This is a genomic window from Maribacter aurantiacus (assembly GCF_005780245.1).
GTDB classification, from domain to species: domain Bacteria; phylum Bacteroidota; class Bacteroidia; order Flavobacteriales; family Flavobacteriaceae; genus Maribacter; species Maribacter flavus.
The window spans coordinates 317,398-333,736 of the sequence record NZ_VBUK01000002.1; the positions used below are offsets into that span (position 1 = coordinate 317,398).

The 16,339-nt window shown below is 42.9% G+C and carries 12 protein-coding genes; 3 read left to right on the forward strand and 9 right to left on the reverse strand.

Features of this window, described 5'->3' with window-relative positions; genetic code table 11:
- Positions 1 to 55 precede the first annotated feature (55 nt).
- The 3 genes from FEK29_RS06565 to FEK29_RS06575 all read left to right on the forward strand — a co-directional run bounded on the left by FEK29_RS06565 (position 56) and on the right by FEK29_RS06575 (position 3,776).
- Positions 56 to 745 (forward strand): ABC transporter ATP-binding protein, encoded by a 690-nt coding sequence (locus FEK29_RS06565; protein ID WP_138257624.1) that lies wholly within the window; start codon positions 56 to 58, stop codon positions 743 to 745.
- Between the two features lie 47 nt (positions 746 to 792).
- Positions 793 to 3,291, forward strand: coding sequence for an ABC transporter permease (locus FEK29_RS06570; protein ID WP_138257719.1), 2,499 nt, complete (start codon positions 793 to 795; stop codon positions 3,289 to 3,291).
- Between the two features lie 227 nt (positions 3,292 to 3,518).
- A complete protein-coding gene (locus FEK29_RS06575; RefSeq protein WP_138257625.1) occupies positions 3,519 to 3,776 on the forward strand; it encodes a hypothetical protein in 258 nt (85 codons plus the stop codon).
- Positions 3,777 to 3,989: 213 nt separating this feature from the next.
- Here FEK29_RS06575 and FEK29_RS06580 read toward each other — a convergent pair whose 3' ends face one another.
- The 9 genes from FEK29_RS06580 to FEK29_RS06620 all read right to left on the reverse strand — a co-directional run bounded on the left by FEK29_RS06580 (position 3,990) and on the right by FEK29_RS06620 (position 16,339).
- A complete protein-coding gene (locus FEK29_RS06580; RefSeq protein ID WP_138257626.1) occupies positions 3,990 to 5,576 on the reverse strand; it encodes an amidohydrolase family protein in 1,587 nt (528 codons plus the stop codon).
- A 130-nt stretch (positions 5,577 to 5,706) separates the two neighbouring features.
- Entirely contained in the window at positions 5,707 to 6,921 is a 1,215-nt protein-coding gene (locus FEK29_RS06585) for a sensor histidine kinase (protein ID WP_138257627.1), read from the reverse strand.
- Between the two features lie 108 nt (positions 6,922 to 7,029).
- Positions 7,030 to 8,424, reverse strand: a complete 1,395-nt coding sequence (locus FEK29_RS06590) for a Gfo/Idh/MocA family protein (RefSeq protein ID WP_138257628.1) — start codon at positions 8,422 to 8,424, stop codon at positions 7,030 to 7,032.
- Positions 8,425 to 8,571: 147 nt separating this feature from the next.
- Positions 8,572 to 11,934 (reverse strand): preprotein translocase subunit SecA, encoded by a 3,363-nt coding sequence (gene secA, locus FEK29_RS06595; RefSeq protein WP_138257629.1) that lies wholly within the window; start codon positions 11,932 to 11,934, stop codon positions 8,572 to 8,574.
- 214 nt (positions 11,935 to 12,148) lie between these two features.
- Entirely contained in the window at positions 12,149 to 12,373 is a 225-nt protein-coding gene (locus FEK29_RS06600; protein WP_027064442.1) for a DUF2795 domain-containing protein, read from the reverse strand.
- Between the two features lie 137 nt (positions 12,374 to 12,510).
- Positions 12,511 to 13,086, reverse strand: a complete 576-nt coding sequence (locus FEK29_RS06605) for a cob(I)yrinic acid a,c-diamide adenosyltransferase (RefSeq protein WP_138257630.1) — start codon at positions 13,084 to 13,086, stop codon at positions 12,511 to 12,513.
- Positions 13,087 to 13,361: 275 nt separating this feature from the next.
- Positions 13,362 to 13,868, reverse strand: coding sequence for a hypothetical protein (locus tag FEK29_RS06610; RefSeq protein WP_138257631.1), 507 nt, complete (start codon positions 13,866 to 13,868; stop codon positions 13,362 to 13,364).
- A 145-nt stretch (positions 13,869 to 14,013) separates the two neighbouring features.
- Positions 14,014 to 14,250, reverse strand: a complete 237-nt coding sequence (locus FEK29_RS06615; RefSeq protein ID WP_138257622.1) for a hypothetical protein — start codon at positions 14,248 to 14,250, stop codon at positions 14,014 to 14,016.
- Between the two features lie 223 nt (positions 14,251 to 14,473).
- Positions 14,474 to 16,339, reverse strand: coding sequence for an ABC-F family ATP-binding cassette domain-containing protein (locus tag FEK29_RS06620; RefSeq protein WP_138257632.1), 1,866 nt, complete (start codon positions 16,337 to 16,339; stop codon positions 14,474 to 14,476).

The following is a 16,339-nucleotide window of genomic DNA, read 5'->3' on the forward strand; positions in this document are numbered from 1 at the left end:
TTCTTCTAAAAATAGAAATCATTTGTTTATTTTGTTCGCTTGTACCAAATGATTTATGGCAAAGATATTAAACGTACGCAATCTTAGGAAGACCTATAAAAGCGGTTCCAAGGAATTGACCGTTTTGGACGGGATTTCCTTTGAAATTGAAGCCGGCGAAACCTTCTCCATTGTTGGGCCCTCCGGAAGTGGAAAAACGACCCTTTTAGGTCTTTGTGCAGGATTGGACCATGTGGATGAGGGTAGTATTGAGCTCTGTGGGGTGGAACTAAGTAAGTTGGACGAGGATGAACTGGCCTTGTTGCGAAACCGGAAGGTGGGTTTTATTTTTCAGGATTTTCAATTATTACCCACATTAACGGCCCTTGAAAATGTTAGTGTCCCCTTGGAATTACAAGGCAAACCCGATGCCCAAAAGGTGGCCAGGGATTTGTTGGATAAGGTAGGTCTTGGGCGCAGGTACGATCATTATCCATCGCAATTATCTGGCGGGGAGCAGCAGCGCGTAGCATTGGCGCGTGCGTTTTCCACGACCCCCGATATTTTATTTGCTGACGAGCCAACCGGAAACTTGGACGAGGAAACCGGGGAAAAGGTGATCCAGCTGTTGTTCGAACTGAACAAGGAAATGGGAACCACCTTGGTTATCGTAACCCATGATCTGGACCTGGCACAGCTCACCCAAAAGATAATCCGACTGAAAGGCGGTAAAATTATTTCCAATCAAACCAAAACCCTAGCTTAAATACCTTGGAGACCTCTACCAAAACCCGATTTTCTTGGCTGTTAAAAATGGCTTGGCGCGATGGCAAGGCCAGTGGAAAGCGACTGTTCCTGTTTATGGGCAGTATAATTTTGGGGATAGCGGCGGTGGTTTCCATCCAATCGTTTAGTCAAAACCTAAAGGAAAATATCGGTGGGCAATCAAAGGCCTTGATGGGTGCCGATTTTCTAATTGACAGTAACGAGCCCGCCAATGAGCGGGTACAACAAATCATGGATTCCTTGGGTGGCGCGGGCGCAAAAGAAGTAAAGTTTGCCTCTATGGCGGCTTTTGTAAAGAACGGTGAAACCAAATTGGTTCAGGTGCGGGGCGTGGAAGGAAACTTCCCGTTTTATGGGGAATTGGAGACGGAACCAGCTTCGGCTGCTGCTGATTATCAAAAAAAAGGGGGTGCCTTGGTAGATGCCACTGCCATGATTCAATTTGATGTAAGGGTAGGGGATAGCGTAAAATTGGGGAACATTACCTTCCCGATTGTCGGCTCCTTGATAACCGCTCCCGGAAGTACGGGCATTGGAACATCCGTAGCACCACCTATCATCGTACCGTTCGAGTACATGGAACCTAGCGGTTTGTTACAAAAGGGGAGTCGCTTGGAATACGCCTATTACTTCAAATCCCCGGAAGCTGACCTGGAACAACTTGACAAGAAAGTGGACCCCTTGCTGGACGAACAAAATGCCGATTTGGATACCCATACCTCTACCAGTGACCGATTGGGGAGAAGATATAACAATGTGGGTCGTTTTTTAAATTTGGTTGCTTTCATTGCCTTATTGCTGGGATGCGTGGGAATCGCAAGCTCCGTGCATATCTATATCAAGGAAAAACTAAGGGCGGTGGCCGTATTGAAATGTTTGGGCGCCACCAGGAAACAGACCTTCCTGATTTACCTTATCCAAATAGCAGGCATGGGCCTGTTGGGAGGGTTCATTGGCACGGTCATTGGACTACTGCTGCAGCAGACCTTTCCCATGATTTTACAGGAATTTCTACCGTTTGAGGTTGAAATCTCAACTTCGTATTCCGCAATAGCCGTCGGTTTGATTTTAGGGGTGCTCATGTCCGTCTTATTTGCCCTTTCCCCGCTGCTAAATACCTGGTTCGTGTCCCCATTGCAGGTATTACGTGTACAGGACAACATCGGTACAAAATCAAGAAAGGCACAGATTTGGGTGGTTTTGGCCATTGTACTTTTTGTTTTTTTGTTCGCTCTGTGGCTTTTGGAAAACCTAAAATACGCCTTGGGTTTTGTGGTTGGAATCCTGATTACCTTTTCAATTTTGGCCGGAGTTTCCATCCTTTTCATGCGCTTGGTTAAAAAGTATTTTCCAAAATCATGGAGTTTTACCTCACGCCAGAGTCTGTTGAATCTATTCCGACCCAATAATCAAACCGCTGTACTGATCTTGGCGATTGGAATTGGGACTTTTTTGATCAGTACCTTGTATTTTACAAAGGACTTTTTACTCGCGAAGGCGGTGGTGGAATCCAACGAAAAGAGCCCCAATATCATTATGTTCGATGTGCAGACGGGACAGAAGCAGGATGTCATCAATACCGTTGCTCCAAAAGGATTGCCCATTTTGGATAACATCCCGATAGTTACCATGCGGATGGAGCGTATCAAGGACCGTAGCGTCAATGAAATTCGATTGGATACTACCACAAGTATAAATAAGTGGATACTCAACCATGAGTTTCGGGTTACGTATAGAGATTCGCTCATAAGCTCTGAAAAATTGGTATCGGGCACCTTTGTTGAAAAAATGCCTCAAACTGGCCCCGTTCCCATTTCATTGGCGGATAATGTAGCGAGGGATGCCCAGGTCGTTGTGGGTGATACCCTACTTTTTAATGTACAGGGCATGCTTATGGAAACCGTTGTTGGTAGCATACGAGAGGTGGATTGGGGCAGGATGCAATTAAACTTTTCAATCGTTTTCCCAACCGGGATTTTAGAAAATGCGCCGCAGTTTCATGTACTTACGACCAATGCTCCGGACAAGTCGGCATCGGCCAAGCTACAAAGGGAATTGGTAAAGAAATTTCCCAATGTTTCCATTTTGGACTTACGCCAGGTGATTACCCTCATTGAAAGTATCTTGGACAAAATTTCATGGGTGATAAGCTTTATGGCCTTCTTTAGTATCCTTACGGGAATTATTGTCCTGATCGGTTCTGTTCGAAACAGCAAGTACCAACGAATTCGGGAAAGTGTGCTTCTGAGAACAATAGGGGCAAAAAGCAATCAAATTCTAAAAATTACAGCCTTGGAATACCTGTATTTGGGTATTTTGGGAAGCGGTATCGGGGTATTGTTGTCTTTATTGGGCAGTCAGTTGCTCGCATACTTTATTTTTGAAACACCTTTTGTACCCTCTTGGATTCCATTTTTGATTGTACTTCCCGGAATAACATTATTAGTGCTGACCATAGGTTTGTCCAATAATATTTCGGTGTTAAAAAGTCCGCCGTTACAGGTTTTAAGGAAGGAGACAAACTAGTTTTATTTCTTCGGATTTGTTCCGGGTCGGCTACTTCTCTACCCAAAAAACGGTCGGTCAAACGTCCTTTTTATCGGTAAGTGGAAAATAGATGTGGTTCCGTATATCGACCTTTTTTTGCACTTTATCCAACAAAAATCGAATGACCGAAAAATGTTGTATTTCAGCGATATATAACGATATCACCTTCCTTGCCGAGTTAGCTTTATATAACCCAAATCGATGTTATGAAAGCTATTTTAACCTTTTCCCTAGTACTTTTTTTCGGAGGAATTTCCTTAGCTCAGGACGCTAACATCAATCAAAAAGTGGCTACGCTACAAGAAGACGTAGTTTTGGTTGCGTCCCATTTGGAAACCAAGAATGTAAAAGGGTTGGATATGAAAGGACAAACCGGAATTGCCAGGTTGTATCGTTACAAAAATTCCAGGGTTAAAAGTGCTTTATTTTTCACAACAAAGAACAACAAGCCTAAATTGGCATAAAAATTGACCTACTTAGTAGACGGTACTTTTGGTACCGTTCACCTTAAACACAAAGCTATGTTAGTATCCATCACACTTATTGCCACATTATTGATTGCCACGTACTTGGTGGTTTTTCCAAAAACTAAGGGAACGCTTAAGCCGATCAAGATTCCGGTGGACCAAAACAAAAGATAAATCTTTGGGAGGGTCAAGCGCACCCTACTCCTTTTGTCATTGTTTTACCCCAGGTTGCTTTATCGAATAATTTTCTTTGGCCTTGGCCTCATCCACTTGACGTTTTACATCTGCCAACAAGGCCTTTGAGTCATAGATGATTCCGTCCTTGATGGTGTATTTCACCCCGCCAACGCGAACGACCTCATTATCTTCGGTGAGTTTTATGGCACCTGTTCCGTAAAGTACTTTTAGATTTTTAAGCGGATTTTCTTCGACAATCGCGAAATCTGCGAATTTTCCAATGGCAACACTGCCAATTTTATCATCCATGCCCAGTGCCTCGGCGCCATTCAATGTTGCCGACTTGATAATCTCCAAAGGATGAAAACCGGCTTCACGTAAGAGCTCCAATTCCCGAATGTAGGCGAAACCATAAAGTTGGAAAATGAAACCGGAGTCCGAGCCCGTAGTTACACGGCCACCCCTGTTTTTGTATTCGTTTACGAAGGTCATCCAAAGGTCGTAGTTCTTTTTCCAGGCCACTTCCTGCTCGGTACCCCAATCATGCCAGTATGAGCCATGGGAAATCATACTGGGCTGGTAGAACTCCCAAAGGGATGGAAGGGTGTAGTCCTCATGCCATTCCGCTCTTCGGGCCCTTTGCAAGTCCCTGCTCGCCTCATAAATATTAAAGGTAGGGTCTAGGGTAAAATCCAGCTCCAACAATTCGTTCATAACGTTATTCCAATGCTCTGAATAGGGGGCTGCCGCTTGCGACCAGAGATTGCCCGCATTTTCAAATCGGTGTTGCTCGTTCTGATAGTTGTAGTCCAAAGGATAATCCTGTACCGTTCTATCATCAAATAACGCTTCTGGAAGCCCGTACCAATGTTCCATGGAGGTCAGACCTGCACGAGCGGAGTGCAACACGTTCCACCGGGCCACGCTCAATTGCGCATGATGGCACGCGGAACCCAACCCCAATTTTTTGTTTTCGTCCAAGGCGGCGGCCATAATTTCCGGTTCCGCTCCAAAAAACTTGACTCCGTCCGCACCTTTTTTCGCATTGGCCCGTACCCATTCCCGTGCCTGTTCCGGAGTTGAGATTGGGATATCGTTAAGGGGGTTGAAGGACTTGCTAGTCTGCCCAAATCCGGTGTAGGCCATGATCCTTGGGGCTATAATTTCATTTTGTTCACTTTTCCTTTTTAGGTCCATCGTGAAGTCTACGCCCCTTCCGCTAGGTTCGCGCACGGTGGTAATGCCATGGGCCATCCAGAGTTTAAAGACATAATCCGGCTCCGCGCCTTGGGCCTTTCCACCAATATGGCCGTGCATATCTATGAGTCCGGGCATTAGGTACATGCCCGTACAGTCCAATTCCTTGCCCCCGGGTTTCAATTGCGGTCTATCCGACTCCTTGATCTTTACTCCCGGATAGCCTACCACTTGGATGTCCTTAATAATGTTGTTTTCAACAACAATGTCAATGGGTCCTTGTGGGGGAGCGCCATTTCCGTTGATGAGCATGACCCCTCTAATAATCAGTTGGGAGTGGGGTCCATCGCCTTCCAAGGATTGCGCAAAGGCTAGGTTTAAAGAAAAAACTAACAGGACTAAAGGGAGAAGAAATTTGTTCATTTGGTTATAGGTTGATTAAAGCCAAATATTTATTAGGCCTTTTAAATATAGGAAATATCGGGTTATGCTGTGCAGGCCCATGCCCAGTTTCAAATAAATTTATAAAGTGCGTTAATACGATTTTGGGAATTTAGGCTACTGGGGACAATTGCTGTTTTATTTCCTGAAACTTGATAATGTAATTTGTTCCTTTTTTACTTGTATCCTTTTGGATGGATCCCTTAAGTTGCCTAGTAAGGTTGTGAATTAATTTAAGGCCAAGGGATTTTGAATTTTTGTAGTTTATGGTATCGGGAAAACCAACGCCATTGTCCCCTATATTTAGTACATAATGTCTGTCGATTTCCTTTTTTAGGGCGATATAGATTTCCCCTTCCTGATCATCGGCAAAACCATATTTGAGCGCGTTGGTAACGGCCTCATTGATCAAAAGGCCTAATGGAATGGCCGTATCGATACCTAATTTTATTTCTGGAATATCGATTTTTAACTGTACTTTGCTATCCAGACCTTTTATGGACCGTATCAAATATTCGCTAAGTTCCTGCACATAGGATTTGTATTCGATCTGACTAATATCTTTTCGCATGTACAACATTTCATGGACCATGGCCATGGAAATAACCCGGTTCTGGGTGCTCTTTAAAAGATTTCGCATTTGGGTCTCCTCCACATTTCTTGTCTGTAAGCTCAATAGGCTGGACACGGTCTGTAGATTGTTCTTGACCCTGTGGTGTACCTCCTTTAAAAGCATTTCCTTCTCGTGCATTTGTCGCGTGAGTTCTTTCTTTGACTTGTAGAGTGCGTTGTGGGACTTCAATAAGTCCTTTCCAAAAATACTGCCCAATAAAAAGAGGGAAAACGACACAGAAATTAGACTAAAAATACTTCTGAACTCAATGGGAACAAGGTTTTCCGTAAAGCTCAATTGGGGAAAACTCTGTGAGAATATGAATAGAATAATGGCAAAGGTCAAGTATAGGAAAAACCTGCCGTGTTTACGCGTATTCACATACCCGGCAAAAACCACCAACGCCAGCATAAATATAAAGCTACTATTGATGCCTCCACTGTAAAGTGTTACTATCAGAGCGGTTACAAGGGCCATCAATGAGGATATATAGTACGTTAAACTTATTTTTTTGGTGACTTGGTAGATATAGGTATTTGCAAGATTGGCAAGGCCATAGATAAAGAGTACATGTGGGATAATTTCTGTAATGTTCAACAAAAACAGGCAAATGAGTCCGAAAACAATGGCCAAGGCACTGGTGATGTAATTTACCTTTAGAACTAGCTTTGTTTTCTCCCTTAGGTATTCTTGCTCTATATGAGAATCTGGCATACTAACGATTTAAAAAATTGGTAATCAAAGTTTCCACTGTAAATCTAGGTATGTTTTTAACACAATGCTAAGATTTTTTGCTTTCACATAGAAATTCAACCTCAAGACTTAGGTTCTTCTTACCTGCGGCTCCAAATCCGTTAATTCGGATATTTTTATGGGTTTACCGGATTGAATGCTTTTTCTTGCTGCAATTCCTATAAGGACGGACATGGCCCCATCCCGGCTACCAGCCGTTCTACCAAATGGGTCCGGTACTTCTGGGTTCACGAATATTTTGTCCTGTAAACGTTTATCGCCACCACCGTGGCCGCTTTCTTCCATATCTACTTGAATGGTCTCGAATTCTTGCCAAAGTTTATGCACGACGATTGGTTTTTTGGATACGATTTCCCCTCCGTCCTGAGCCATTTCATTGGCGTGCTTTTCAGCTTCATCTATAGAGGTGTTTTCAAAGTACGGAATATCCAACCAAGCCTCAATTCTACCTTCTGTTCCATTGAAGGCAACCCGCCAACCCTCAAAAGGCGAATAGGTCGTTAAGGAATAATTGAGGATGGTATTGTCCGTATACCTGACCTGTGCCGACATTTTATCATATATATCAATGTCTTCCCGAAACAAGCAGTTATCCCGAATATATCCGTCAGCATGTTCGTGATCAATATATAATTTCTTCGAAAATTCATCTTTGTGGATGTCCCAATAAAAAGCACATTCGTTTTTATGATTGCAGGTCCTACAGTTTTTTCCCCTATAAGGACCATTTTTTCCATAAAATTCCAGATCACCGTAGGCAAAAACTTCATTGGGTTCTGAGTTGATCCACCAATTGAGCAAATCAAAATGATGGGTCGCCTTGTGCACCCAAAGTGATCCGCTACTGTCCATTTCTCCATGCCATCTCCTAAAATAAGAAGCCCCGTGATACGTATTTAAATACCAATTGAAATCTACGGAGACCAGGTCCCCGATTGTTTTATTTGAAATCAGTTCCTTGATCTTGGTGGCATAGGGGCTCCATCTATAATTGAACCCAACGATTAAATTCTTCTTGGACACTTTTTCGGCATCCAATATCTGCTGGCATTTAACCTCATCGATCGTGAGGGGCTTTTCGGTAAGGACATCGCAGCCCATCCCAAGACCTTTGATTATAAATTCATGATGGGTGGAGTCTTTGGTGGTTACGATGACCAGGTCTGGTTTCGTAATGGAAACCATATCTTCAAAGGAAGTGAAGGTGGGACAACTGGCTCCAATATAGGTTTTGCCATATTCCAACCGGCTAGGATTGATGTCACTAAGTCCCACGAATTCCAAAATCTCTGAATACTCGTCCATTAGGCGTTTTCCCCAAAAGGTGATTCCACGGATACCCGTTCCCACTAGGGCAACCTTGAGTTTTTTCGATTTATCAAAGGCAAATGCCTGTATGGGAAAAGCACTGCTTGCGGCCAACATGCTGATGGAAAAAACAAATTCTCTTCTAGAATTTTTCATGGTATAAATTCAAACTATCCTTTTAAAGATATTTAAAATTTATAAAGGTTGGATTATTATGGCTCTAATATTTCCGGTGCATTGGGGAAGCTTCCAAAAATAAAAAGGCGTTCCATTGAACGCCTCTATACTGAAAAATCTTTGGGTCTAGTCCTGAATTAGAACCCATTCCCCTTTGGAAATAAGGGGTTCCGCCTGTTTGAACTTCAGGGTTTTACTTTCTCCGGACATTACATTTTTAATGGTAACCTTTTCATTTCTTCCGATTTTAGGTTGCTCCCTTACAATGGTTTCCGTTACGGCAGGTCGTTGACGCTGAGTTTGCCCCGCGGCCCTGTTTTGTGCCGCCAATTCGTCGCTGTTGGGGATTTCCTCTTTGGAAGTCTGAATATTTTCCTTTTTCCGTGGGACGTTTCTAGCCTCTCGGATATCGTTTGGATTGCCCGATGGCAGTTCGCCCTTAAACAAGAAGGAGACAATTTCCTTATTTACCTTTTCGATCATTTGTTTGAAAAGCTCAAAGGCCTCAAACTTATAGATCAATAAAGGGTCTTTTTGTTCGTGTACCGCCAATTGCACGGATTGTTTTAACTCGTCCATCTTTCTAAGATGGGTTTTCCAAGAGTCGTCGATGATGGCCAAGGAAATATTTTTTTCAAAATCGGTAACCAATTGCTTACCATCACTCTCATAAGCTTCCTGTAAATTGGTCACTACGTTCAGGGTCTTTACACCGTCCGTAAACGGTACCACGATACGTTCGAAGTTGTTCGCGTTATCTTCGTATACCTTTTTGATTACCGGAAATGCCGTAGCGGCGTTGCGCTCCATTTTTTCCTTGTAATGGTCGTACCCCGCCTTGTAGACGCGTCCGGTTATTTCTTGGGCGCTAAGTTTACCGAATTCTTCCTCGCTGACCGGCGAAGTCATGGAGAAATACTTGATCAGTTCAAACTCAAAGTTTTTAAAATCGTTGGCGGCCTTATTACCCTCTACAATTACCTCACAGGTATCATAGACCATATTGGCAATGTCCACCTTTAGGCGTTCACCTTGCAGGGCATGGCGTCTTCTCTTGTAGACCACCTCCCGTTGCGCGTTCATAACGTCATCGTATTCCAACAAACGCTTACGTACGCCAAAGTTGTTCTCCTCCACCTTTTTTTGGGCTCTTTCAATGGATTTCGTCATCATACTGTGTTGGATGACCTCACCCTCTTCCAAGCCCATTTTGTCCATCATTTTAGCAACCCGGTCAGAGCCGAAGAGTCGCATCAGGTTATCTTCCAAGGAAACATAGAACTGTGAACTACCGGGATCCCCTTGACGCCCGGAACGTCCTCGTAGCTGGCGGTCCACACGTCTGGAATCGTGCCGTTCCGTACCAATGATGGCCAAACCACCCGCTTTTTTAACCTCGGGTGTTAGTTTGATATCCGTTCCACGACCCGCCATATTGGTGGCTATGGTCACAACTCCGGGATTACCCGCATCGGCAACGACATCCGCTTCCTTTTTGTGTAATTTGGCGTTCAATACGTTGTGAGGGACTTTTCGTACGCTCAATAATTTTGAAAGTAGTTCCGAAATTTCTACCGATGTGGTACCAATCAACACCGGTCTACCGGCCTGACTCAATTTGGTGACCTCATCGATAATTGCGTTGTACTTTTCACGTTTTGTCTTGTAGATCAAGTCGTTTCTGTCGTCCCTGGCAATTGGCCTATTGGTAGGTATCTCAACGACATCCAATTTGTAGATTTCCCAGAACTCCCCTGCTTCCGTAATGGCCGTACCGGTCATACCGGCCAATTTGCTATACATCCTAAAATAGTTCTGTAGGGTAACGGTGGCAAAGGTTTGTGTTAAGGCTTCAATCTTCACATTCTCCTTGGCTTCAATGGCCTGATGCAGACCATCGGAATATCTACGACCGTCCATGATACGACCGGTCTGCTCGTCCACGATCATAACCTTATTGTCGATAACTACATACTCCACGTCCTTTTCGAACAAAGTATACGCCTTTAACAGTTGGCTCATGGTGTGGATACGTTCGCTCTTGACGGTAAAGTCCTTGAAAAGTTCTTCCTTTAGTTCGGCCTCTTTCTCTATTTCCAGGTTTTGTTCCTCAATTTTGGCAATTTCGGCACCAATATCGGGCATTACAAAGAAATCCCTGTTCTGCTCCCCGGAGATGTAATCGACACCTTTATCCGTAAGTTCTATCTGGTTGTTCTTTTCATCGATTACGAAAAGGAGATCCTCATCCACCTTTGGCATCTCTCTGTTGTTGTCCTGCATGTAAAAATTCTCCGTTTTTTGGAGCAATTGTTTTACACCCTCCTCGCTAAGGAATTTAATGAGCGCCTTATTTTTAGGTAGGCCCCTATACACACGCAGCAATAAGAAACCACCATCTTTTGTATTGCCCTCCGCGATTAATTTTTTGGCTTCGGCCAGGACACCCGTCAAATGCTGTCTTTGTTTCTGAACGATTTCACTCACCTTGGGTTTCAGTTCATTGAACTCGTGCCTGTCGCCTTCGGGTACCGGTCCGGATATGATCAAGGGTGTACGGGCATCGTCCACCAATACGGAATCCACCTCATCCACAATGGCATAATTATGGGGACGCTGTACCAAATCCTTGGGGGTATGGGCCATATTGTCCCTTAGGTAATCAAAACCGAATTCGTTATTGGTTCCATAGGTAATATCGGCATTGTAAGCGGCCCTTCTACCATCTGAGTTTGGTCTGTGATGATCTATACAATCCACCGATAGTCCGTGAAATTCAAAAATGGGTGCCATCCAGGCACTGTCCCTTTTGGCCAGATAATCGTTTACCGTCACCAAATGTGCACCATTACCTGTGAGCGCATTCAAATATAAGGGTAGGGTAGCCACTAAGGTCTTACCTTCACCAGTTTGCATCTCGGCAATTTTTCCTTGATGCAGGGCGATACCGCCTATCAACTGGACATCATAATGTACCATGTCCCAAGTAACCTGTTTCCCAGCGGCATCCCATGAATTCTTCCATACGGCGTTGTCCCCATCCAGTGAAACATATTCCTTTTCACCCGATAGTTTACGGTCGTTCTCCGTGGCTTTTACCGTTAAGGTTTCGTTTGCCGCGAAGCGTTTTGCCGTTTCCTTTACCACCGCGAAAGCCTCTGGTAAAATTTTGTTTAAGGTCTCTTCCGATAATTTATAGGCATCTTCCTTTAGCTTGTCGATTTCGGTATAGATATCCTCGTTTTTATCAATATCGCTGGATTCCTTTACTTCCTTCTCAAGTTCCGTGATTTTATCGGTAATATCCTTATAGGAATCCTTTATGGTTTGCTTAAAAGTTAGGGTCTTGTATCTTAGCTCGTCATGGCTTAATTTCTCGAAGTCGCTTTCAAAGGATTTTATCTGATCTACCAAAGGCTGAAGCTCCTTTACATCTTTCTTGGATTTGTCACCTACAAAAGCCTTCAGAATAGAATTTATAATACTCATAGTGTGTTTCTAATTTGAGCTGCAATTCGGAACCATAGGATGTATGCCCCGTTTACAAGCTATTATTCGTTATCGATGGAAATATCGATACACCATCTGTTCAAAAGCCGTTCCAGTGTGCGAAAAACACCGATTTTCTTTTTTAGACTGCCAAAATTACATAAAAAAAAAGCCTCCAGGGAGACTTTTAAGTAGTTATTGTAATATAGGAATATTAATATTCGTCCTCGTTCCAGAGGTAATCTTCTTCCGTTGGGTAATCTGGCCAAATCTCTTCGATAGATTCATAGATTTCACCACCTTCTTCCTCCATGGACTGTAAATTCTCCACAACCTCCAAGGGAGCACCGGTTCTAATAGAGTAATCTATTAACTCATCCTTACTTGCCGGCCAAGGTGCATCGCTTAAATAAGATGCTAATTCTAATGTCCAATACATGGTAATTGTTTGATTTTAAAATTTTTGCAAAAATAATTTTTAATTGGAAACGGCCAAGACAATTTATTATTATTTCGACCGAGTTATCAACATATTTTTTGCATCGATAAATTGATAACGCATAAAATGTGAATTTATTAGTCCCTTTTCTCGGGAATCCACTTTATTTCCTCCACTCCCAAATCCATTGACAACTTTCGTGCCAATACAAATAGGTAATCTGAAAGCCTGTTTAAATAGGTAAGAACGGTCTCGTCAAAAGGTTCGTTCTCATACAAAATAGTTGTTTTTCGCTCCGCCCTTCTGCAAACGGTGCGCGCAATATGACAGTATGACACAATGGGATGTCCGCCAGGTAAGATAAAATGGGTCATTTGTGGCAAAACCTCGTCTATTTTGTCCATCGCCATTTCAAGGTATAGCACATCGTCCTTACTGATTCTTTCAATGTTCAGGCGTTCCTTGCCATTTTTTAGTGTTGCCTTTTGAGGTTCTGTCGCCAATATGGCCCCTACCGTAAAGAGCTTTTTCTGAATGACTTGCAGTTCGGTCTGGTAATCCTTGGCAATATTTTGGTCAGCAATCAAGCCCAGCCACGAATTCAACTCGTCAACGGTTCCGTAACTATCTATCCGAATATGATGTTTTGGGACCCGAGTGCCACCAAATAATGATGTGGTGCCATTATCCCCAGTTTTTGTGTAAATCTTCATTTAAATCGTTCTGTTTATAGTTGCCGAATGTAAATTGATTTTTGCCAATCGCTGTTCACTTTCCGCTATGGGTTATTTTAACATTTAAGCCATCGGTCTTCATTCTATATTCATAATTGGTTATTCTTCATTCCCTTTTTTTCGTTTGTAATCTTCCATAAACTTGCGCGACTTTCGTTCCCTGGCTTTTCTTTTAATGGTAATTACCAAATAGATTGCGAAAACAACCCCCAATACTATGTAAATTGTATTATCCATAATAGGTCATTGAATATTCAAATTCTAATTTTAAAATGTTCCTTATCCTGTTCCTTTCTAAAAAAAACAAGTCCACAGTGGAACAAATCCATGGTTACCGACACCTCCGGCAATTTTTTTATACGTTCCCATGACTCCTTTCGCTCCCTGTTCTTATATATTCCGTTTATCATGAGCATGGTATGGTTATGATAACTTGCTTTTGAAATTGACTTGAACAGGGTGCTATTCTCTCCAACATAAATTACATCCAATGGTAAGGTATCAAACGTCAAATGGTCAAAATTAGCGACTATCTTATCTTTAATATAGACGTCTGCATCCACAAATCCAATACTTTTATAATTAAAATAAGAAATTGCCTTGGTAAGCACATGCTCTTCAAGGGGGATGTGCCTTTGTCTTTTCGTGTAAAGGCCTTTTGTTAGGAAATTATATACAAACGGTGAATGCACGCCGTGTTCATTGGAGGAGCGAATAATAAATTTGAGATAGGACAGCAACTGGAACACCTTCTTCGGCAAAATTTCCCAAATGTACTAATACCTTTTGTTTTTTAACGATGGATAAAAACTGGAGCCTCGTATTCTAAAATATCGGTTTTTTTATGGGGTAGCCCCAAACCTGCCCTTTGGGCAGGAAGGGATACCGAGGGGATACTGGTATAGGTTAAGCCATTTTAGGGCTGTTCGCTTTGGTAGTAAAGGAAAGTTCCTTCTTTACCCTTGAGTTCTTGAACCGGTACAAACGGGCCACTTCCTGTTTTACCTCCATCTTTTTTATCGGAGCCGTTTCGGTAACGATGCCCATTTCGATGGTCTCTACCTTTAGGGTCTCAGCCCTGTCCTGGGCACTGGCCGCGGTTCCTATGAAGAAGATGAAGAAGATGGTCGCTACTGTTTTCATGACTTGCGTTTGTTACATTATTATAACTACCGCAAGCGTATTTCAGGGGGTTGCCATTCGTTGAAAAACAGGTGTTTCTCGATAAGCTGCACCGGTCCGGATTAAGTGTAAAATTCGCTCGACGAACGGACCTTGCACAAAAAACAGGTTATCGAAAAAAGGTGTTTTTAATCGAGAGATTCCATTTAGGAGTAAGAGGGATTTTCCCAATTTTAGGGAATTATCAGCCCTTTTGGTCTGCCAGTTCGAACCAGCGCTCCGTTTTTTGATCAATGGTATCTGAGAGTTCCCCCAGTTCAATGGAAAGGGCCTCGATTTCTTCGCCACTAAGGGAAGTGTCCGTAAACTTATCCTGGATTTCCAGTTTCTTGGCTTCCAATTGCTTTATTTCCTTTTCCAAGTTTTTGTATTCCTTTTGTTCCAAGTAGGAGAGCTTGTACTTTTCAGGTTCCTTCCAGGTGTTTTTAACAGGTTCCGATTTCTCCTTCTGTTCCCGCTGCTCGATTACCTTGCTGTCTTCATAGGTGCGATAATCTGAATAATTACCCGGAAAATCTTCGATTACACCTTCACCCTTAAAGACAAAAAGATGATCTACGATCTTGTCCATAAAATAGCGGTCATGGGACACTACAATGAGGCATCCAGGGAAATCCAGGAGAAAACTTTCAAGGACGTTCAATGTGACAATGTCCAGATCGTTCGTCGGTTCGTCCAATATTAAAAAATTGGGATTTTGAATCAGAACGGTACAGAGATATAGACGTTTTCGTTCCCCACCGCTTAGCTTTTCAACAAAGTCATATTGCTTTTTACGATCAAAAAGAAATCGTTCCAATAACTGCTGGGCCGATATTTGTCTTCCTTTCATCAGCGGAATATAATCCCCAAATTCCCGTATGACATCGATGACCTTTTGGCCTTCCTTGATCTGTATTCCCTTTTGGGTGTAATAACCAAACTTGATGGTGTCGCCTATAACCACCTTGCCGTTATCCGGTTTGTCCCTTCCCGTTAGGATATTCAAAAAGGTCGACTTTCCGGTTCCGTTTTTTCCGATGATTCCTACACGCTCCCCTTTGGTAAAGGAATAGTCGAACTTTTCCAGAATAACCTTATTGGGATAGGATTTGGAGACTTTATGGATTTCGATGATCTTGTTGCCCATCCGTTCCATATTCAGCTCCAATTGTACTTCATGTTCCTTTCTGCGCTGGCTTGCTTTCTCCTTGATGACGTGAAAGTCGTCTATGCGGGATTTGGACTTTGTGGTCCGTGCCTTGGGCTGTCTGCGCATCCAGGAAAGTTCCTTTTTATAAAGGATTTCCGTCTTGTGCTGTTCAACGGCTTCCAGTTCCAAACGCGCCTCTTTCTTTTCCAAATAATAGGAGTAGTTTCCTTTGTAGGAATAGAGCTTTCCGTTTTCCAACTCTATAATTTCGATACAGACCCTTTCCAAAAAATAACGATCATGGGTCACCATGAAGAGCGTAAGGTTTTCTTTCTTAAAATATTCCTCGAGCCATTCTATCATTTCCAGGTCCAGATGGTTTGTGGGTTCGTCCAGAATGAGCAGATCAGGCCTGTTGATAAGTGCATTGGCCAGGGCCAATCTTTTTTTCTGCCCTCCGGAGAGTTTTCCCACCTTGGCATGTAGATCTTCCAGTTTTAACTTAAAAAGAATCTGCTTGTATTGGGTTTCAAAGTCCCAGGCTTCAAATCGATCCATGGCCTCAAAGGCTTTTTGATAGGCTTCGGTGTCCTCTGGATTTGAAAGGGCTTTTTCATAATTGGCAATTACTTTAAGGATTTCATTATCCGAAGCGAATATGGTCTCCTCCACGGTCAAATCGGCATTCATGACCGGTTCCTGGTCCAAAAACGAAACCCTTATTCCTTTACGATAATTCACCTGACCTGAATCCGGCTGGTCACTACCTGATAATATATTCAATATGGAAGTCTTTCCAGTACCGTTTTTGGCGATAAGGGCAATTTTTTGGTCCTTGTTGATGCCAAAGGACAAATCCTGAAAGAGCACTAGCTCCCCATAGGATTTGGAAATATTTTCAACGGTAAGTAGGTTCAT